Source organism: Kutzneria sp. CA-103260 (assembly GCF_018263855.1).
GTDB lineage: Bacteria > Actinomycetota > Actinomycetes > Mycobacteriales > Pseudonocardiaceae > Kutzneria.
This window is the reverse complement of record NZ_CP073318.1, coordinates 7,303,257-7,322,830: the sequence shown is the minus strand read 5'-3', so window position 1 is coordinate 7,322,830 and position 19,574 is coordinate 7,303,257. Positions and strand designations below refer to the sequence as shown.

Annotated in this window: 12 protein-coding genes; 7 read left to right on the top strand and 5 right to left on the bottom strand. The window is 71.3% G+C overall.

Translation table 11 applies throughout. The features are described from left to right. The first annotated feature begins 60 nt into the window (after positions 1 to 60). The gene (locus JJ691_RS32185; RefSeq protein WP_211763341.1) at positions 61 to 495 is read left to right on the top strand and encodes an acyl-CoA thioesterase; all 435 of its coding nucleotides are present in this window, start codon (positions 61 to 63) and stop codon (positions 493 to 495) included. A 67-nt stretch (positions 496 to 562) separates the two neighbouring features. On the opposite strand, the gene JJ691_RS32180 is transcribed toward JJ691_RS32185, so the two are convergent. After that, complete coding sequence (locus JJ691_RS32180) at positions 563 to 1,123, bottom strand: TetR/AcrR family transcriptional regulator (RefSeq protein ID WP_211763340.1); 561 nt, start codon at positions 1,121 to 1,123, stop codon at positions 563 to 565. A gap of 90 nt (positions 1,124 to 1,213) precedes the next feature. Between JJ691_RS32180 and JJ691_RS32175 the strand changes: the two genes are divergently transcribed. After that, complete coding sequence (locus tag JJ691_RS32175) at positions 1,214 to 2,137, top strand: NADP-dependent oxidoreductase (protein ID WP_211763339.1); 924 nt, start codon at positions 1,214 to 1,216, stop codon at positions 2,135 to 2,137. Positions 2,138 to 2,168: 31 nt separating this feature from the next. On the opposite strand, the gene JJ691_RS32170 is transcribed toward JJ691_RS32175, so the two are convergent. Then, positions 2,169 to 4,898 carry an ATP-binding protein gene (locus tag JJ691_RS32170; RefSeq protein ID WP_211763338.1) on the bottom strand — a complete coding sequence of 910 codons (2,730 nt, stop codon included), beginning with the start codon at positions 4,896 to 4,898 and terminating at the stop codon, positions 2,169 to 2,171. Between the two features lie 123 nt (positions 4,899 to 5,021). Between JJ691_RS32170 and JJ691_RS32165 the strand changes: the two genes are divergently transcribed. Further along, the gene (locus tag JJ691_RS32165) at positions 5,022 to 6,059 is read left to right on the top strand and encodes a medium chain dehydrogenase/reductase family protein (protein WP_211763337.1); all 1,038 of its coding nucleotides are present in this window, start codon (positions 5,022 to 5,024) and stop codon (positions 6,057 to 6,059) included. 51 nt (positions 6,060 to 6,110) lie between these two features. Here JJ691_RS32165 and JJ691_RS32160 read toward each other — a convergent pair whose 3' ends face one another. Continuing rightward, positions 6,111 to 7,310 (bottom strand): cytochrome P450, encoded by a 1,200-nt coding sequence (locus JJ691_RS32160; protein WP_249227154.1) that lies wholly within the window; start codon positions 7,308 to 7,310, stop codon positions 6,111 to 6,113. Between the two features lie 183 nt (positions 7,311 to 7,493). Between JJ691_RS32160 and JJ691_RS32155 the strand changes: the two genes are divergently transcribed. Both JJ691_RS32155 and JJ691_RS32150 read left to right on the top strand, forming a co-directional pair. Continuing rightward, the gene (locus tag JJ691_RS32155) at positions 7,494 to 8,507 is read left to right on the top strand and encodes an LLM class flavin-dependent oxidoreductase (RefSeq protein WP_249227153.1); all 1,014 of its coding nucleotides are present in this window, start codon (positions 7,494 to 7,496) and stop codon (positions 8,505 to 8,507) included. Positions 8,508 to 8,742: 235 nt separating this feature from the next. Continuing rightward, entirely contained in the window at positions 8,743 to 9,363 is a 621-nt protein-coding gene (locus JJ691_RS32150; protein WP_249227152.1) for an AfsR/SARP family transcriptional regulator, read from the top strand. A gap of 79 nt (positions 9,364 to 9,442) precedes the next feature. Here the strand turns inward: JJ691_RS32150 and JJ691_RS32145 are convergent, their stop codons facing one another. Continuing rightward, a complete protein-coding gene (locus JJ691_RS32145) occupies positions 9,443 to 12,199 on the bottom strand; it encodes a helix-turn-helix transcriptional regulator (RefSeq protein WP_211763334.1) in 2,757 nt (918 codons plus the stop codon). 165 nt (positions 12,200 to 12,364) lie between these two features. Between JJ691_RS32145 and JJ691_RS32140 the strand changes: the two genes are divergently transcribed. Beyond that, on the top strand, positions 12,365 to 12,766 hold the full coding sequence (locus JJ691_RS32140) for a hypothetical protein (protein WP_211763333.1): 402 nt from the start codon (positions 12,365 to 12,367) through the stop codon (positions 12,764 to 12,766). A gap of 190 nt (positions 12,767 to 12,956) precedes the next feature. After that, positions 12,957 to 14,342: a lamin tail domain-containing protein gene (locus JJ691_RS53105; RefSeq protein ID WP_211763332.1), complete on the top strand. Its 1,386-nt coding sequence runs from the start codon at positions 12,957 to 12,959 to the stop codon at positions 14,340 to 14,342. Positions 14,343 to 14,417: 75 nt separating this feature from the next. On the opposite strand, the gene JJ691_RS32130 is transcribed toward JJ691_RS53105, so the two are convergent. Then, positions 14,418 to 19,379 (bottom strand): LamG-like jellyroll fold domain-containing protein, encoded by a 4,962-nt coding sequence (locus tag JJ691_RS32130; RefSeq protein WP_249227151.1) that lies wholly within the window; start codon positions 19,377 to 19,379, stop codon positions 14,418 to 14,420. Positions 19,380 to 19,574: the final 195 nt, after the last annotated feature.

Genomic DNA, 19,574 nt, shown 5'->3' with positions numbered 1-19,574 from the left:
CCCGGCCGGTTCGCCACACCGGGTAACGTTTCGGTCACGGGTCGATCGAGGGGGAGACCGATGGACGGCGAGCAGCACCCACAGCCGCTGGTGCATGGAGTGCGCATCCGGCCCGGGGACACCGATATGCAGGGCATCGTGCACGCCTCGCGCTACGGCGTGTTCTTCGAGGCCGCGTTCATCGAGGCGTTCCGCACCGTCGCCGGCTCGTTCAGCTTCCTGGCCAGCACCGGCGTCGACCTGGTGATGGCCGAGATCACCATCAGCTACCGCTCCCCGGCCCGGTTCGACGACCTGTTGGAGATCACCGTCTCGCGGCGGCACATCGGCACCACCTCGCTGATCATCGGCTACCGAGGCTGCGTGGCCGGCCGTGAGGTGGTCGTCGCCTCGGCCCGGTACGTCGCCTTCACGCCCGGCGAGTTCAAGAAGACCGCCATCCCGGCCAAGCTCCGCGAGGTCTTCGAACGCATCCCGCCCGAGCCGGCTCAGTAGGACTCGACGTAACGGTGGGTCACGTCCCGGCCGGCGGGCAGCCCCTTCGGCCCGCCGGTGACCTGGATCAGCGGCGGTCGGTGGTGACGGCGACCAGGTCGGCGGCGCTGGCCGCGAGGACGTGGGCGAAGTCGGCGCGCTCGTCGGTCAGGCAGCGTTCGGCGGTCAGGCGGAGGACGGCGAGGGCGGCGTCGGTGGCCAGCCGGGCGGTCTGGGGGATGTGGCCACGGCGGACGAGGGCGGCGGTGAGGGCCTCGGACAGGGTGGCGAGCTTGATCAGCTCACGTTCCTGTAGGGGTGGGTTGGCGGCGATGACGGCGGCCCGCTCCAGGAGGAACTCGCGCGGGCGGAACACCTCGGGGGCGGTGGTGAAGGCGGCCAGCAGGGTGGGGAACGCGCCGGTGTCGGCGGGGACGGCGTCGATGGCGGCGAGCAGGTGCCGCTCCAGCTCGTCGTCGGCGAACAGCACCGCCCGCTTGTCGGCGAACCACCGGTAGAACGACCGCTCGGTGAGGTTGGCCCGCTGGGCGATCTGGGCCACGGTCGTGCCGTCGTAGCCCTGTTCCCGGAACAGGTCCAGCGCGGCTCGTTCGAGCCGGTGACGGGTGTTGCCTTCCCAGCGCGCCATGGCCCGAGCATAGCGACAGCAGATGCTGTCATCACTCTGCTACCGTCGTGAGTGACAGCAGATGCTGTCATCACTTCGGGAGGAGAGCTGATGCGCGCCCTTCGATTCCACCAGCACGGAGCCCCGCTCGACGTCCTGCGGCTCGAGGACGTCCAACCGCCGACCCCGGGACCGGGCCAGATTCGCATCGCGGTCCAGGCGTGCGGGCTGACCCCGGCGGACTGGGCCCTGTGCGAGGGACTTTTCCCCGGCGACCTGCCGCGGGGCATCGGGCTGGAGGTGTCCGGCACGGTCGACGCCATCGGCGACGGCGTGACCGGCGTCGACCTCGGCGACCCGGTGTTCGGCCCCGCGCCCTTCACCGGCCCGAGCGCCGGCGCCTCCGAGCAGGCCGTGCTCGATGTCTGGTTCCCACGCCGGCCAGGGCTCGACCCGGTCGACGCCGCCGCACTGCCGATGGCCGTGGAGACGGCATACCGAGGCTTGGACGCACTCGGTGTCGCCGCCGGCCAAACCGTGCTGGTCCACGCGGCTGGCACCACGGTGGGGTACGCCGCCGTGCAGATCGCCCTCCGGCGCGGGGCCCGCGTGATCGCCACCGCGGGCAAGACGTACGCCGAGGCCCTGCGGGATCTCGGGGCCGAGGTCACCGACTACGGCGACGGCATGGCGGATCGGGTGCGGGCCCTGGCCGGTGGCCCGGTCGACCTCGCGTTCGACACCGCGCCGCCCAGCAATGCGCTGCCCGAACTCGTCCGCGTGACCGACGATCCGAAACACGTGCTGACGGTGGTCGACTTCCCCGCGGCCAAGGAACTCGGCGTGCGTTTCAGCGGACCCGGCGGCGAAGGCGCGATCAGCACCCATGTCCTCGGCGACTACGGGCAATTGGCCGCCGAAGGCCGGTTCTCGATCCCGGTGGCTGGCAAGTTCCCGTTGGCGGACTGGCGGGCGGCCGTCGAGCTGAGCCGGTCGGGCCATGCCCGCGGCAAGCTGGTGCTGCTGATCGGCTAGCGCCGGGAGATGGCCAGGACCACGACCGCGCTCAGAGGGCGAGTTCCCGCAGCTGGCGGCGCGAGGAGATGCCCAGCTTGCGGTAGATGTTGCGGAGGTGGGCGTCGATCGTGCGGGGGCTGAGGAACAGGGCCACGGCGACTTCCTTGGACGTCGCGCCGCCGCTGACCCGACCGACGATCAGCCGCTCCTGGGCGGTGAGCAGTTCGAGCGGGTTGACGCCCTCGCGGCGTGGTCGCTGGCCGGTGGCGATGAGCTCCTGGGCGGCCCGGTTGGCGAAGGCGGTGGCGCCGATGGCGGTCAGACTCTCGTGCGCCGCCTGGAGTTCGGCCCGGGCCTCGGCGCGGCGGGCCTCGCGGCGCAGCCACTCGCCGTAGACCAGGCGGGCCCGCGCGTAGCAGGCCCGAACCTCGCTCTGGGCCAACAGATCAATGGCTTCCCGGTAGCGGGTGTCGGTGTTCTCCGCCGCCGGGTCGAGCAGGGCCTGCGCGAGCAGGAGCTTGGCCGTGGCCCAGTTGCTCCGGTCCGTGCGAGCCAGCGCCTCGATCCGGGCCACGGCCGTGGCGGCCTCCTCCGGCCGTCCGACCCGGGCGGCCGCTTCGACCAGCTCCGAGTCGATGCTCCAGGCCACGTAGGAGCCGTCCCGTTCCTGTTGCTGGGAGGCGAGTCCAAAGTCGAGCGCGGCCGGGTAGTCGGTGAGTCCGTTGCGCAGCACGGCAGTCGAGTACAGCTCGCCTACGGCCTCGTCGCGGCCGATGCGTTGGCGCATGGTGGATCGCAGCTCGCCGTGCCGGTCGGTGTCGCCGCGCCAGCCGGCGAGGATGAGCTCCGCGAACGACATGTTGACCGTGCCGGCGGCCTCGTCGATCGCCCGCGCCTCGGCCAGGCTGGCGTCCGCTTCCTCGTACCGGCCGAAGATGGTCCGGGTGATCGCGTGGATCCGCAGGGCCTGGGACAGCACGGCGAACGCGCCTTGCTCGCGGGCCAGCTGCACCTGACGGTCCGACAGCGTCGCCGCGGCTTCGTCCTCGCCCAGGTCGAGGGCCATCAGGACGGCCAGCTCCAGCCACCACGGGCTGGTGGCGGTGCGGAAGGCGTCCACCGCGCGCCGCATCGTGGGCGCGGCCTGCTCGACCGGCACCAGCATCTGGTCGAGCAGAGCCTCCAACAGCAGGTCGACCGGGCGGGGCTCGTCCTCCCACGGCGGGGCCTGCTCACGGATGCGTAGGCCGAGCTGGCGCAGCCGCCCCGGCAGCCGGTCGACGAACATCGACGAGGAGAAGGCCTCCAGATACGTCTCCCGGGCCCGCGCCGGCGGCAGGTCGGCGGCGGCGTCGACGAGCGCGGTGGTGGCCTCGGGGCTGCGGGCGACGTGGAATTCGATCAGGGCGCGCAGCAGCCGGGCCTCGGCCCGGTCCACCGGGGCCAGTGGCCGCCGTTCGGCCTGCGCGACCAGCTCACGGGCCGCCGCCGGGGCACCCGAATCCAGCTTGGCCCGGGCCGCGACGAGCAGCCGTGCGCCCTGGTCGGCGGCGTCCGGGGTCAGCAGCGCCGCGCGTTCGAGGAACGCCGCCGACGCGGCGATCCCACCCCGGCCCTGGGCCCGCCCGGCCGACCGGACCAGCTCGACGGCGACTTCCTCGTCGGTGTCGACCACGGCGTGGGCCCGGTGCCAGGCCCGGCGGTCGGGATCGGTTGACGCCTCGGTGGCTTCGGCCAACGCGCCGTGGACCTGCCGGCGCATGGCGGGCGTGGCGGAGCGGTAAGCGCCTGACCGCACGAGCGGGTGACGGAAGCGCAGCCGGGGCCCGAGGCTGAGCAGTCCCTCGTCCTCCGCGGCCGTCAGCTCCGCCGGGTTCAGCCCGAGCAGATGGGCCGCGCGGCGCACCAGGCCCAGGTCGCCGACCGGTTCCGCGGCGGCGAGCACCACCAGCGACCGGGCGTCCGACGGCAGCGCCTGCACCCGGCGGGCGAACTGCTCCTCCAGCGCGTCCACCAGATTGGCCCGCGGCCGGTCGTCCCCGGGCAGGCCCAGCGGCCCGGTCCGGTCGCTGAATTCCATGAGCGCCAAGGGATTCCCGCCGGCCTCGGCGATGATCCGCTCCAGCACCTCGTCGTCCAGGTCGGCGCGGGCGGTCGAGCTCAGCAGCGCCCGCGCGTCGGCGTCGCCGAGACCGGCCAGCAGCAGATGCGGCAGGTCGGTGAAGGCGGGATCGGCGGCCGGGCTCCGCTCGGCGATCACCACGGCGATCCGCTCGGCCGCCACCCGCCGGGCGACGAAACCCAGTACCTGCCGGGTGCCCTCGTCGATCCACTGGATGTCGTCCACCACACAGCACACCGGCTGCTCCTGGGCCAGTTCGAGCAGCAGCCCCAGCACAGCCATGCCGATGGTCAGCGGGTTCGGCGTGGTCTCGCCACCGAGGCCGAACACCGACTCCAGCGCCGACCGCTGGACTGGCGGCAGCCCGGCGCGGTGCTCGATCACCGACGTGCAGAGCTGGTGCAGCCCGGCGTAGGGCAGGTCGCGCTCGAACTCGGTGCCGCCGGCCCGCAGGACCTGCCAGCCGGCCAGCCCGCCGACCGCGGCGTCGACCAGCGCGGACTTGCCCATGCCGGCCTCGGCCGCCACGACCAGCGCGCCGCCGGTCCCGTCAGCGGCGGAGCGGAGCAGGTCCCCGAGCTCGCGCAGCTCCTCCCGCCGGGCGACGAACGACATGGCGCCGGTGTCCTTTTCGGTCGACTGATGCGGACTCGTCACTCTAACGGGGTAGTGCCCTCGGTCGCGTACCTACGCGATCTACGCAGTTCTTGCCGACGCGCCCGGGGCCGCCGCCACGGCATCGTTTGTCCCATCAGCGAACGAGAAGCCCAGGAGGCAATCATGATCGAGGCGGCAATGATCACCGAAGTCGAGCTGCCGGGAATCGTCGAGCCGAGCGGCCTGCGGCTGCGGACCCGCGAGGTCCCGACGCTCACCGCCGGGCAGGCCCTGGTGCGGATGGAGGCGACCGGGGTGTCGTTCGCCGAGCAGCAGATGCGCCGCGGCAAGTACTATGACCAGCCGCCGTTCCCGTTCGTGCCGGGCTACGACTTCGTCGGCGAGGTCGAGGCCGTCAGCGACCCGGACCGCGGGTTCGCGGTCGGCCAGCGGGTCGCCTCGCTGTCCAAGATCGGCGGCTGGGCCGACCGCGTGGTCGCGGATGTCGCCGACCTGGTCCCGGTGCCGGACGGCCTGGGCGCGGAGGAGGTCGAGGCCGTGATCGTCAACGGCGTGACGGCCCGCCGCATGCTGGACTTCGCCAAGGTCGGCAAGGGCGACACCGTGGTGGTGCTCGGCGCCAACGGCGGCGTCGGCTCGCTGCTGGTGCAGCTGGCCCGGCACCAGGGGGCCCGGGTCATCGGTGTCGTTTCCCGGCGGCACATGCCCTACGTGCGGGAACTCGGCGCGATCGCCGTCGACCGGGCCGGCGACGTCGCCGCCGAGGTCCGGGAGCTCGCCCCGAACGGCGTGGACGCGGTGTTCGACCACGTCGGCGGCTCCGGCATCAAGACCTCCTGGTCGATGCTCGGCCGTGGCGGCTCCCTGGTGTCGTACGGCACCGCCGCGACCCGTGACCAGAGCGGCAACGCCAAGCTGCCGGTGCTCGCGCTGATCGGCCGGCTGCTGCTCTGGAACGTGCTGCCCAACGGCCGGTCCACCACGTTCTTCAACATCTGGGCCGGCAGCAAGCGCAACGCCGTGAAGCACCGCGCCCAGCTGCGGGCCGATCTGGAGGCCGTGTTCGCCCAGCTCTCGGCCGGCGTGATCACCGCCCGCATCGCCCGTGTCTTCCCGCTGTCGGACATCTCCGACGCCGTTCGCTACGCCGAGTCCGGCACCGCCGCCGGCAAGGTCGTCGTCGTTCCCGACGCCGCCTGAACCTGATGTCGCTCACTCCTGACGAGGCCGAGCGAACGCGGGAATGCGGCGCTACCAGCACACCGGAAGGGCGGTCAGGCCGCGCGCCCGTGAGCCGTCCCGCCAGGTCAGCTCCTCGGGCGGCACTTCCAAGGCCAGCGTGGGAATCCTGGTGACCAGGGCCAGCAACGCGGCTCGCAGCTGCATCCGCGCCATCGAGGCGGCGACACAGAAGTGCGGTCCGTGGCCGAACGCCACGTGCGGATTCTCGGTCCGGTCGAAGTCGATGGCCTCCGGGTGGTCGAACACCGACTCGTCACGGTTGGCCGACGCCAGCGAGACCAGCACCGCCTCGCCCTCGCGGACCACCACCCCGCCCACTTCGACGTCCGCGAGGGCGATGCGCACGTAGCCGTCGCCCACGCCCAACGGAATGAACCGGAGCAGTTCCTCCACAGCGGCGGGCACCAGTCCGGGGTCATCGGCCAGCCGCCGGTACAGCTCCGGCCGGCTGAGCAGGACGTACGCGACGTCGCCGAGCTCGTTGACCATGGTCTCCTGACCGGCGATCAGCAGGCTGCGGACGAAGTTCACCAACTCGTCCTCGCTGAGCCGATTGGTGTTGTCCCGGACCGAGACCAGCGCGCTGACCAGGTCGTCGGCCGGCTCGGCCCGCCGCCGCGCCACCAGGCCGCGCAGGTAGGCGGTGAGCTGCCCGACCTGCTCGGCCACGTGGTCGGGGGACAACGCCGTGGTCGACATGACGGCGCCGACCCAGCCGCGGAACCGGCGGTGGTCCGCGAACGGCACGCCCAGCAGCTCGCAGATGATCGTGACCGGCAGCGGCACCGCGAGGCATTCGATCAGGTCGGCCGGCGGGCCGTCCGCGATCATCCGGTCCAGCAGCCCGTCGACCAGCAGCTCCACCCGTGGGCGCAGCCGTTCGACATGGCGGGGCGTGAACCCCTTGGTGATCAGCGTGCGCAGCCGGGTGTGGTCGGGCGGGTCCATCGTCATGATCGTCGGGCCGCGGCGCACCTCGTCGCGGGTCAGCCGGGGCACATCGGCCCCGAGCGTGGCGGCCCGACTGAACCGGGGATCGCCGAGCACCGCGCGGACGTCCACGTGGCGCGTGGCCAGCCAAGCCGCGCCGCCGTAGGGCAGCACGACCCGCGACATCGGCTCGTGCTCCCGTAGCCTCGCGTAGATCGGGTCCAGGTCCAGCCGGTCCGTGCGGAACGGAAAGACGCGCACCTCGGGGTCACTCGTCATGAGCATGTCTCCCTTCTGGCGACGCACCTGGTCCCCATGGTCGACCGGCGACCTGAAGTCCCGCCAAAGGCGCACGTTTCAGGCCGGCTTCAGCGGTGTCCGGCACCATGCGGGGCCCATCGGCGGGCGCCTGCGGCAGACGTTGCCGGCCGGACCCGATCGACGTCGGAAAGGATCTCTGCCGTGACCGAGTACTCGCGCGTCGCGTTGTCGGCGTTGGATGTGGCTCCGGTGTGGACCGGATCGTCCGCGACCCGGTCGCTGCGCGACACCATCGCGCTGGCCCAGCGACTGGAACAGCTGGACTACGCGCGGTTCTGGGTCGCTGAGCACCACGGCGTGCCCAGCCTGGCCACCTCGGCGACGGCGGTGCTGGTCGCCGCGGTGGCCGGGGCGACCACGACCATGCGGGTCGGCTCCGGCGGCGTGCTGCTGCCCAACCATCCGCCGCTGGTCGTGGCCGAGCAGTTCGGCACGCTGGCGGCGCTGCACCCGGACCGCATCGACCTCGGCGTGGGGCGGGCGCCGGGCAGCGCTGACCCGACGACCGCGCGGCTGCTGCGTCGGGGTGGCGAGTCCGACGCCGACTTCCTGGCCCAGATCGCCGAGCTGACCGGCTACTTCGCCGCCGGACCGGGCGAGCCGGCGCCGAGCCCGCAGTCCGGGGTGGCCGGGGAGCACCGGCCGCCGATGGTGATCCTGGGCTCCAGCCCGTCCAGCGCCCGGATGGCCGGCGCCCTCGGCCTGCCCTACGCCTACGCGCACCACATCAACGCCACGGCCACGGTCGAGTCGCTGGCCGCCTACCGCGAGTCGTTCCAGCCGTCGGCCCGGTTCCGCACCCCGTACGCCATCGTCGCCGCCCTGGTGTTCGCCGACGACACCGATGAGGCGGCCCGGGAGCTGGCCGCGCCGTTGCTGGTCGGCCAGGTGCGGATGCGCTCGGGTCGGATGGACTCGCTGTTCCCGACGCCCCGGCAGGCCGCGGACTTCTCCTTCACCGAGGCCCAGCGGGAGTGGGCGCGGGATCGGCTGGAGCGCCAGATCTGGGGTTCGCCGGAGCGGGTGCGGGAGCGCGTCACGGAGCTCGTCCGGGCCACCGGGGCCGACGAGCTGATGGCCTTGACCATGGTCTACGACCCCGAGCGCCGGATTCACTCCTACGAACTGCTGTCCGAGACCGTGGGCCGCGTCTAGGTAGGTAACTTCCCTGATTCCCTGGCGTGCCGGGATCGCGCCAGACTGAACGGGCGCAAGTCACGGTGAGAGCGAATCCGTTTCCGGGGGAGTCGTGGTCAGATATGAGATCATGGGGGCACCGCGTGTTTACGACAGAGGCGAGTATCGGACCGTCAGCGCCCATAAGATTGAGATTCTCCTGGTCGCCCTGATCGTTCGGGGTGAGCGTGGAGCCTCGGTCGAAGAATTGCTGGTGGAGATATGGGGCGGTTGTCCGCCGAGGAGCGCGCACGCGGCACTGCACGTGTACGTGTCCCAGTTGCGCAAGTTCCTCGGCCGGCGCGGCGTCCGCGGGCCGATCGTGACCAGGGCGCCCGGCTACGCGCTGGCCCTCGGCGGGGACACTCTGGACGTGCGCGCTTTCCAGGCGCTGATGGACCGGGGGCGCCGGCAGCTGCGGGCCGGGCAGCACGAGGTCGCGGCCGAGACGCTGCAGCGCGCGTTGGACCACTGGCGTGGCGGCGCGCTGTTCAGCCAGTGCGACGGGCCCATTCTGACCAGTTTCGGGGCCTGGCTGGAGGAGGCCCGGCTGGAATGCGTCGAGCTGCTGATCGAATCGAAAATGGCCATGGGTCGGTATCGGGAACTGGTCGGATTCCTCACCGGGCTCATCGACGAATACCCGCTTCGCGAGGGGTTCTACCGACTGCTGATGACCGTGCTGTGCCGGTGCGAACGGAGGGCCGACGCGGTGCGGGTCTTCCGGTCGGCCTGCCGGACGCTGAACGACGAACTCGGCCTGGAGCCGGGCCGGGCCCTGCGGGAGGCGCACCAGGTCGCGTTGGCGGCCGATGACCTCAGCACGGTGGACTGACCGGTCCGCACAGAAACACCGACTCGCGTCGACCAGGGGGCGGGGCGAGTCGGTTGCCCGCGGGGTTGGCTGACCTGGGTCAGCCAACCCCGGCGATCAGTCGGGCCAGATCGACCCGCGAGCGGACGTTGAGCTTGCGGTAGATGTTGGTCAGATGGGCGTCCACCGTGCGCGGGCTCAACGACAGCTTGGTGGCGATGCTCCGGGTGGTCAGGCCGGAGCCGGCGTTCACGGCGATCTCCCGCTCGCGGTTGGTCAGCACCGACAGCACGGTGTCGGTGGGGGCGCCGGGACCCGCCGCCGTCCACCTGCGCACCGGACCGGGCACGTCGTCGGGTCCGCCGCTCAGCCACGTCGCGCCGCACTGCCGGGCCAGGTCTCTGCTCAGCACCAGCAGCGGTTCGGCGTCGGCGGCGCGGCCGGCGGCCTCGGCGCAGCGGGCCGCGAACACCAGCGCAGTCGCCTGCGAGCCGATCGCGCCGAGGGCGGCGAAACCGTTGGCCGCGGCCAGATAGGCGTCGGCGGCGGCGTCCATGTGCTCGGCGTCGCGCAGCACGTGCGCTCGCGCCTGGGCGGCCCACGCGAGCTGGTAGGGCAGGCCCAGGGCGGTGGCGGCCTCGTCCGCCCGCCGAGCCCAGTCCGCGGCGCCGGCCGTGTCACCGGCCATCACCGCGGCGCCGGTCAGCAGCTCGTAGCACTTGGTGCGCAGGAGGACCGGCAGGGTCGGCAGGTCCGGGCCGCCGCCGGCGTCGGTGATCACCATGATGCAGCGGCGCGGGTCGCCGTCCATGCCGGCGGCCTGGGCCAGCGTCGTCGCGGCGGTCATCCCGAACCAGTGGGTCTTGTCGCCCTGCTGGCCGCCGTAGGTCTGCTCGGCGAGGACGAGCGCGTCCCGAGGGCCGTCCTGCTGGTTGAGCAACCCGCTGCTCAGCGACTCGACCGCGAGCGCCAGGTTGACGACGGGCGGGGCACCGAGCAGGGTCGCGGCGTCCCTGGCCTGCCGGGCCAGCGCGAGCGCCTCCGTGTACCGCCCCATGTGCCGGTACGAGCTGCTCAGGCCGACCAGCAGCATCGCATGGACGAACGGGGCGGCCCGCTCCCGGACCAGCGACAGGCCGCGGCGGAAGTGCCCCTCCCCGTTGGAGAACGACCCGAGCAGGGTTTCCGCCCAGGCCAACAGCAACAGGAACTCGGGGCGTGCGATCACGGCCGTGTCCGGCAACGGGTCCATCAGCGTGGCACTCTCCGCGAGCGCGTCCCTGGCCACGGTTGCGTGGCCGCGCGAGACCGCGCACAACCCCTGCACGGCCAGCGTGGCCGACAGACGCGCCGGGTCGCCGTGCTCGCGGGCCACTCGCAGCGCCTCGGCGATCTGGGCGTCATTGGGCAGCGTGCCGTCCATCAGCCCGATCATCGTCTTGACCGCGAGCAGGTCGGCGATCTCCGGCCGGTCGTGGGGATGCAGCGTGGCCAGCTCGACCCCGACCAGCGTGTTCGCGTCGGCGTAGCGGCCGAGGAAGGCATCGGCCAGCGCGGATCCAAGCACCGCCGGCAGCCGCTGCTCGCCCGGCTCCGGGACCAGCCGCAGCACCTCGGCCAGGGTGTCCCGGCCGGCGGCCAGCTGACCGCCGCGGATCAGCACCCGGGCCAGCTCCAGCAGCAGCCGCGGCCGGTCCCGACCGGTGGCCAGGGCGACCCGCAGCCAGTGCTCGGCGGTGGCCGGCGCGGAGTCGACGACCTCCTCAGCCGCGCGGACCAACACGTCCAAGTCCCCATCGGTCACGTGGACCAGTGAGTTCTCGATGTGCGGGGCCAACTCCACCGCCGGCGCGCCCCGTTCGGCGAGCACGGTGCGTGCCCGACGGTGGTCCTCGATCCGGCGCAGCGGGTCGTGGTGCTGGTAGAACAGCTGGCGTAGCACCGCGTGCCGGAAGGCGAAGGCGGCCGTGCCGTTGACCGGCCGCAGCACGTCGCGTCGGACCAACCGGGTCAGTGCCTCGCCGGTGACCGCCTCGGGCAGCTCACTGACCGCGATCACGGTGGCGAGGTCGAACCTGTCGCCCAGCAGCGCCGCCACGGTGGCCGTGTTCAGCTCGTCCTCGTCCAGCTCGGCGATCTCGCCGGCCAGCAGCGCGGCGAACTGGTGCGGAATCTCGCCGTGCCAGGGCTGTCCGTCTCGCGGCGGTCCGGTCTCGGCCAGCATCCTCAGGTACAGCGGATTGCCCTCGCCGGCGCGGTGCAGCCGGTCCAGGTCCGGGTCACCGGCCGACAGACCCAGCAGCTCGGCCGCCTGCTCGGGAGACAGCGGCCCCAGTTCGGTGCGCAGCACCGTGCCGGTCTCCACGCCGTAGGCCAGCGCGCTGCGCAGCCGCATCGACGCCTGGCGGGGCCGGTAGGCCAGCACGATCAGCGCCGGCGCCTCCAGCGGCCACCGGGCCAGCCGGTCGACCAGCTCCAGGGACGCGGTGTCGGCCCAGTGGAAGTCGTCCAGCGTGATCAGCACCCGCTGCGGCGCGTGGTCGGTGCACAGCGCGCGCAGCCGCTCGTCCAGCTCGTCCACGGTGGCCGCGCGGCGGAACTGTTGCAGCGGCAGCGATTGGTCGCGCTGCGACAGCCGACCGCCGAAGGTGACGAACCCACGGCGACGGGCCTCGCCGGCCAGCTCCGCGATCAGCCGGGTCTTGCCGCTGCCCGGGTCGCCGACCAGTTCGACGATCTGTCCGGCAGTGGCGTCGAGGGCGTGCAGCAGGCGGTGTGACTCGGCCCGGCGCACCACACCCGGACCCGGTGCGAACGAGTCCGGCACGCTGTTCCCGGTGCTCGTCCCAGTGGCCACCGACTCACCTTACTGGCCGGACAGCTGCCCAACGTGGTCGCGAGCACGCCGTTCGGTGACCGCGGCCCGTCCCTTGTGGACGATCCAGCGGGATTCAGCCGAAAGTCGTAACACGAGATCCCTTTGATCGATGCTCGCGGCGCCGTCGGCCGGGAAGCTGGCACCATGAGCGAAAACGAGACCCCGCAGGCCAAGGCCCCCTACATCGGGCAGACGGCCGACGTTCTGTCCCACAAGACCGGCGCCGACACGGGCGCTGCCATGATCAGCCAGAAGGCGCTGTTCCAGCGGCGCGGCGAGATCGCCCTTTACCAGGACAAGCTGGTCATCGGCGACTGGAACGACGACGGCGACCTGGTGCTCGGCCGCGACGACATCAAGGCGGTCCGGCTCGAGTTCACCGAGCTGTACGGCCGGTTCATCGGCGGCCTGCTCAACGCCGGGAAGCCGCTGATTCTGGAGACCACCCACGGCGAGCTCTACCTGCTGATCAACCGCAAGGAGCTCATGGAGTCCACCGACGACAAGCGCTGGGCCCAGCTGATCGAGAAGTGGATCGCCGGCTGAGCGATCGCCGCCCAGGCCTCGCTCTCGCCCACGCCGGTCGGCGTCCCCCTGGGGGTGGACGCCGACCGCGGCGAAATCGGCTGAACGGCGCAGTGCCAGTAATTCCGCGACTGTTCAACGAAAACCCACTCAACGGGATGATCATTCGGCCAGTCTCGCCAGGCCGTTTGCCTCATTCTGGGAGGGTTTCGTGAGTGAATCGCGCGCACGCCGTCGGGCCGTGGGCCTGGTCGCCATGTCGGCGCTCGCCGTCATGCTGACCGGTGGTCCGGCCCACGCCGCGGCGGGGGACACAGTGCGCATCAACGAGGTCGTGACCACCGGCGACGTCAACGACTCCATCGAGCTGTACAACACCGGCGCCGCCGCGGTGGACATCTCGGGCTGGATCCTCAAGGACAACCAGGACAGCTCCAAGTACACGATCGCCAGCGGGACCACCCTCGCCGCCGGCGGATTTCGGGCCTTCGACGTGCACAGCTCGTTCGGCTTAGGCTCCGCCGACTCGGCACGGCTCTACCACGGCAGCACCCTGGTCGACAGCTTCAGCTGGACCGAGCACTCCGACCCGTCCTGGTCCCGCTGCCCCGACGGCACCGGCGCTTTCGCCCAGGCTGCGGCCATCACCCTCGGCGGGCCGAACAGCTGCGGCGGCGCCGGCACCACGCCGGTCGCCTGGCCCGGCAGCGCCACCGTGACCACCGCCGACGGCTCCAACGTCTTCGGCGAAGACCTCAGCGGCCTGTACCAGGAGGGCAGCGTGCTGTGGGCCGCCCAGAACTCCGGCAAGCTGTGGCGGCTGGTCCGCAACGGCACCGGCTGGAAGCCCGACACCTCCTCCGGCTGGACGTCCGGCAAGACCCTGCGTTACCCCAACGGTTCCGGCACCCCCGACGACGAGGGCGTGACCCTCACCGGGGCCGGCTCCGCCGGCGGTGTGTTCGTCTCCACCGAGCGCAACGCCGACGCCTCCAACACCAGCCGCACCTCCGTGCTGCGCTATGACGTCAGCGGCACCGGCAGCACCCTCACCGCCACCAGGGAATGGAATCTCACCGCCGACCTGCCGCCGGTCGGGGCCAACCTGGGCTTCGAGGGCATCACCTGGATCCCCGACTCCGCGCTCACCGGTCTCGTCGACTCCGCCACCGGCTCCGCCTACGACCCGAGCCGCTACGGCTCCCACACCGGCGGCGTGTTCTTCGTCGGCGTCGAGGGCACCGGCATGATCTACGGCTACGTGCTCCAGGACTCCGGCGCCTTCACCCGGATCGCTTCCATCAGCAGCGGCATGGCGAGCGTCATGGAACTCCAGTGGGAGCCCCAGACCTCCCGGCTGTGGGTCGTGTGCGACGACACCTGCGACGGCCAGCACCGCACCATGCAGATCAACGCCTCCGGAGCTTTCGCCACCACCGCTGTCTACAACCGGCCCAGCGGCATGCCCAACTACAACAACGAGGGCTTCGCCATCGCCGGCGCCGACGAGTGCTCGGCCGGCTCCAAGCCCGTGTACTGGTCCGACGACAGCGACGACGGCGGCCACGCCCTGCGCCGCGGCACCATCACCTGCTGATCTGGTTGGCCCACAACACAGTCGTGGGGGCGTCCGAGGCCTCGGACGCCCCCACGGGTCGGGGTCAGGAACGGGTCACAACTGGGCCTGCGGCGGGAAGGCCTTCACCGCGTCGGCCAGCCGCTGGGCCAGTGCGTTGTAGTAGTCGTCGTTGAGGCCGCCATTGGTGAGGTACTGCGCCGCGACCTGGTTTCCGTTGCTGGTGTCGCGAACCGTGAGATCGAAGTCCACCAGGTAGTCCGCGCCGATGTCGCCGAGGGACCCGCGGATGTCGGAGTTGAGCAGTTGTCGTTGCTGCTCACGGGGATCGTCGGGGCCCAGGCCCAGCGGCGGGACGGTGGTCAGGATGACGAGCACCGGTCCGGAGCCGTCCGCCCGGTTGATCTGCTTGATGCCGTCGGCGTTGGTCGCCTTGATCAGCTTGGTCAGGTTGGCCTTGACCGTGGTGGCGCTGTCGCCGGCCAGGATGTCGTTGGCGCCGAGGCTGACGATGACCGTGCGGAGGTTGGGCTCGTCCGCGGCGGTCTGGTTGAGGGTGGTGCCGGCGTTGCGGGCGTTCGGTGCGCCGATGCCGCCCAGCGGTCCGGTCGGGGCGTCGCCGAGGTAGAGCTGACCGGCGTCGGCGGCGGTGAGCGCCTGTTGGTAGACCCGCACATCGGAGATGGACCCGTTGAAGAAGTCGCCGGACCCGCCCTGGGCGAGGGTGACCGCGCCGATGGACAGCTGCGAGGTCGCCTTCCACGGCGACGGGTTCAGCGCCGTGCCGGCCAGCGCGCCGTTGACGTACAGCTTCATCGTGCCGGACGACGCGTCGAAGACGCCGAGCAGATGCGTCCACCGGCTGAGGATCGGCGCGGTGGTGGCGTGCGCCGCGGGGTAGCTGTCCGGACTGGTCGCGTCCGAACTCGGGCTGACGAACGTCCAGGCGTGGAAGGTCGCGGAGTACTGGAGGTACGAGCTCGCCGCGTGCTGGCCGCCGTCGCCGACCGCGGTCATAAACGTGTCGGCGGTCTGGGGATTGACCCAGGCCGACACGCTGTAGCTGCCGGTCGTGTCCAGCACCGGCCCGGCCGTGGTGATCTTCCCGTCGAGCCCGTTGAAGACCGCCGAGCCGCCGTGGTCGGAGCTCCAGGTGACGCCGCCGCTGAGCGTGCCGGTGTTCGCGCCGACACTGTCCTTCGCGGTGGCGCCGGACCCCTCGTCGAGCTTCCACCGGGCCGTGGCCGGCACGCCGGCCTTGCTGTCGTTGACGATGCTGCCCGGCAGCTTGGAGCCCAGCTTGGCCGGCATCTTGTCGACCCACGTCCCGGCGCTGGCGCTCGCTGCCGACCGCTGGTCGCCCAACACCGCGACGGTGCCCCGAGAGGCGCCGACCGGCGAGATGTCGACCGCGGTGACGAAGGAAGCGGTGTTCTGCGTGGATGTGAACCCGGTGCCGTCAGTGTTGTCGCTGACATTGCCTGCAGCGGCGTAGGTCGGGGACGAACTGTCGGTGTGCACCGGGATCCAGGTGAGGGCCTGCGGCACGTGCACACTGACGGCCAGGTCACCGGTTCCCGCCGGCAGCGCGGTGGGATCGCTGTACACCTCACCGCCGGCCGGGATGGTGACCGTGCTGATGGCGCAGCCGGGATCCTTGCCCAGTGCGGCGCAGAAGGTCAGCAGCCCGGGATTCGCCGTCGCCGCACCGGTTCCGGCCTGGCGGGCCAGCACCACGTGGTCCAGCGTCGTCGGGGTCGGGACCCCGGAGTTGGACAGCCGGACTCGGGCGTTGACGCCGGTCACGGTCGGATGGACGACGATCCGCATGGTGGTGTTCACGTCCCCGCCGGCCGGGGCCGGCACGGCACGGTCGGCGGGTGCCGCCCAGGCCCCCAGCCAGTCGTTCTGGGCCGGGCGGATGCCGATGGCGAGGATGTGTAGCGCGTTGTCGCACACCCCGGAGCGGAAGCTGGTGCCGATGTTGGGCAGAGTGATCGAGGCCAGCTGCTTCGTCGGGTCGGTCGGCACGAAGATCGCGAACACCTTCGGCTTGGCCGCGCGGCCGCCGGACCAGTGGTCCAGCACGACGGCCGCGCCGTCGGCCGGACTGGCGATCCAGTCCGGCACCGACGGGAACCAGGGATTGCTGTAGGTGTGGGCGTCGTCCTTGTACGTCACCGCGCCCGGCGCCGCCGGGGTGTTGCCGCAGGTGCTCACCGCGAGCAGGCCGACCGCGCTGGCGTTGACCTGTTGCTCGGTCGGGAACGGGATGGTCTGGCCGGCGGCCACCACGTTGTCGTTGTTGGTGCTGGGGTTCGCGGCGGGCATGGTGAAGGTGACACCGCCGACGGTGGTCGACGCCCCGTGCGAGAGTCCGGCCGCGGCCAGCGACTGGCTCGAGAGCCCGGCGCCGTTGAAGTCCAGGTTCACCGCGTTGCCGTCCGGCGCGATGCCCTGGTTGTTCATCGCGTCGGTGAAGTTGTCCGAGATGACGTTGTTGAGCGGTGCGACCGTCAGGTAGTCGATGCCGACCTGGTACCGGTTGCCGGTGGTGGCGGCGTTGGTGCCGGTCAGGGTGAAGGTCAGGGTGTGCGAGCCCTTGGTGAGATGGGCGCCGTTGAGCGGCAGGTAGGCGCGGGCGACCGCCGGCGCGTAGCCGTCGAACGCCGTGGTGTCGGTGCCGGCCAGCGGTTTTCCGTCCAGCGCCACCTGGACCTGGCCGTAGTCCGGTGCCTTGGTCATCTCCGCGCCGAGCGCGTAGTCGGCCTCGACCGGGGCGTTGAAGGCCAGGTCGAAGGTCTGCTTCGCCGCATTGCCGGGGAAGAACAGCTGCCAGCCGTTGGAGTAGAACTCACCGCCCTGCTGGGTGGTCATGAGAACGTTCTGCCCGTTGGGCTGGCTGGGCGTCACGTCGGTGTTGAGCTCCGCCTCCAGCTTCGTCTTGGTGACGCCGACGTTGGGGGACACGTAGAAGGTGTACGTCGGCGACTCGGTCGACAACCGGTGCGCGTCGTCGAAGCTGCGCAGGTGCAGCGTGTGGTAGCCGACCGACAGTCCACTGGGGACGGTCAGGGTCGCGACGCCGCTCGTGGTGGCGATCCAGCCGCCGTGCGTGCCGAAGACCTTGTTGTAGTCGCAGTCCGTTGTGGACGGAATGGCCTCGGTGCCGGCGCCGTCGAAGGTGTAGGTGAAGCCGACCATGTTCGGCGCGCCGTTGGACTGTAGCCGGAACGTCGCCGGGGTGCCCTGGGGCACGCCCCAGTAGTCCTGCGGATAATCGAAACTGGTCGCGGTCGGCACCTGGTCGACCGGTCCGGTCCGGGCGATGAAGCTGAACCAGTCCGACCATCTGGACTGCAGCCAGTCGGCTCCGTCGGCCGGCTCGTTGGTGGCCTGCACCCGGTAGGCGTACTGGTTCTCGGGCAGCGCCTGCGAGGTGGTCCAGGAGCCCTCGGTGCCGTTGGCGATACCCACCAGGTTCTGGTTCGAGACGATCCACTGGGTCGCGTCCCGGTTCCAGACCTCGAACTGGAGTCCCAGCGGCAGCGGAGAGGCGTTGTTGTCCGTCGCGGAGGCGTACAGGGTCGGGTTCGCGTCCGGCGTGGTGGGCATTCCGTTGCAGTTGACCGCGTGCGCCACGTGCAGGCCGGTCGGCGAGTTCGGCGGGAAGTTGAACGTCACGTCGAGGTGCGCGCCGGTGGGGCTGAAAGTCTTCCACTGGTTGCCATCGGTCTCGTCCGGAGCCGTCAGCGCGAGAGCGATGCTGCCCCAGTCGTTAGTGGCCGCCTGGACCGCGGCGGGCCCGGCGGCGAACTGCACCGGCGCCGGCGGCGAGGTGGAACAGGTGTCGCTGGCGCTGGAGGACGAGCGACTGACGAACGCCCCGAGCGGTCCGGGAAATGTGGTGCCCTTCTGGAGCGTGGCGCCGGCCTCGTGCAGGTCGACCGGCTCCGAGACACAATGGACGTACTGGTGGTACTGGGTGGCGTAGAAGTACGCCGAGTGGATTGTCGCGGTCCACCCGTTGCGCTTGAGCAGGGGCGTGGTGTCCAGCTGGAAGTACGAGCGGGTCACGCCGATGCCGTTGCACTGCGAGGTGTCCCCGCAGTAGCCGACCTGCTGCGGGAAGTTCGACGTGTCGAAGATGCTCTCCCGGGGGCCGCTGCTGGAGACGACCAGCGTGTGCTGGGTCTGGCCGTTCATCTGCGGGTCGATGTAGAGCGGGTAGACGACACCGGGCCCGGCGAGCGCGGCGGGATCCGGGGTCAGCGTGAGATCCGAAGTGGACGGTGCTGAGGCAGGAGTCAGCGCGAGCGGGAGGTTGCTCACGTGTCCGCTGCCGGGTGAGGTCGCAGTGGGGAGCGGTCCGATGTCCGGCGCCTTGGTGGAATCCCACATGATCGGCGCCGAGCCGTGCAGCACCTCGGCGCCCCCGGCGTCGCGAGCGGACAGTCCATTATGGTCGGTGGAGAGGGTGAGGCCGCTCGTCGACGCCTTGAGCTTGATGGACTTTAGCGCCGGGTTGGCGGCGGCGGTCGCGTCGTGCACGACCAGCACTTCGCTGTAGTCATCGGCCCCGGCCGTGACCTGGAGGTCGACGCCGGGCAGGACGGACGGATACACGGCCGTCGAACCGGAGACCCGTGGTTTGGGCAGCGGCGAGGGCCAGGTGAACGACACCGACTTGCCCTGCGTGCTGATGGTCGCGAGCGGAGCGTTGCCGCCGTTGGAGAACTTCATGTCCTCGGTGCTGGCGGCCGGCGCGAGTAGACCTTCGGCGGTGGGCTTCAGCGAGGTGTCCACGGGTGTCCAGGCGTTGTCCCGCCGGACCCGGATGGGCTCGATGTGGCTGCTCATCGTGAAGGTGCCGTCGGGGTTGGCCACGACCGTGCGCGTCTCGCTGCCCTCGTCTGCGACCTCCACCGCGGCGCCGGTTCGGCGGGCCTGTGCGGCGGCGGAGGTCTCCGACGGAGTCTGGGTCGTGCTCGCGGGCGCGGCGGGCGGCGTCGACTCGGCGTGCGCGACGGGGGCCCACAGGCCTCCAGCCAGTGCCACCGCCACGACACCCATGGACCCAGTACGCTGCAGAAGCGATTTTCTTCGCAAATCGGACATCTGTCTTGACGTGCGCATGATTGTGCTGCCTCCCCCGTTGTCGCGGCCGAAGCCGTTTGAACAGCGGCTGCACCCTAACTGTGAACCCAGGTACCGGCAAGGGAATGTGCGGCCGCTGTGCCGAAAGGTCTAACG

What these genes read in the sequence shown, in the direction of transcription:
- JJ691_RS32140 (WP_211763333.1), top strand. Translation starts at nt 12,365, where the DNA reads ATGAGCGAAAACGAGACCCCGCAGGCCAAGGCCCCCTACATCGGGCAG.
- JJ691_RS32160 (WP_249227154.1), bottom strand. Translation starts at nt 7,310, where the DNA reads ATGACGAGTGACCCCGAGGTGCGCGTCTTTCCGTTCCGCACGGACCGG.
- JJ691_RS32165 (WP_211763337.1), top strand. Translation starts at nt 5,022, where the DNA reads ATGATCGAGGCGGCAATGATCACCGAAGTCGAGCTGCCGGGAATCGTC.
- JJ691_RS32185 (WP_211763341.1), top strand. Translation starts at nt 61, where the DNA reads ATGGACGGCGAGCAGCACCCACAGCCGCTGGTGCATGGAGTGCGCATC.
- JJ691_RS32180 (WP_211763340.1), bottom strand. Translation starts at nt 1,123, where the DNA reads ATGGCGCGCTGGGAAGGCAACACCCGTCACCGGCTCGAACGAGCCGCG.
- JJ691_RS32175 (WP_211763339.1), top strand. Translation starts at nt 1,214, where the DNA reads ATGCGCGCCCTTCGATTCCACCAGCACGGAGCCCCGCTCGACGTCCTG.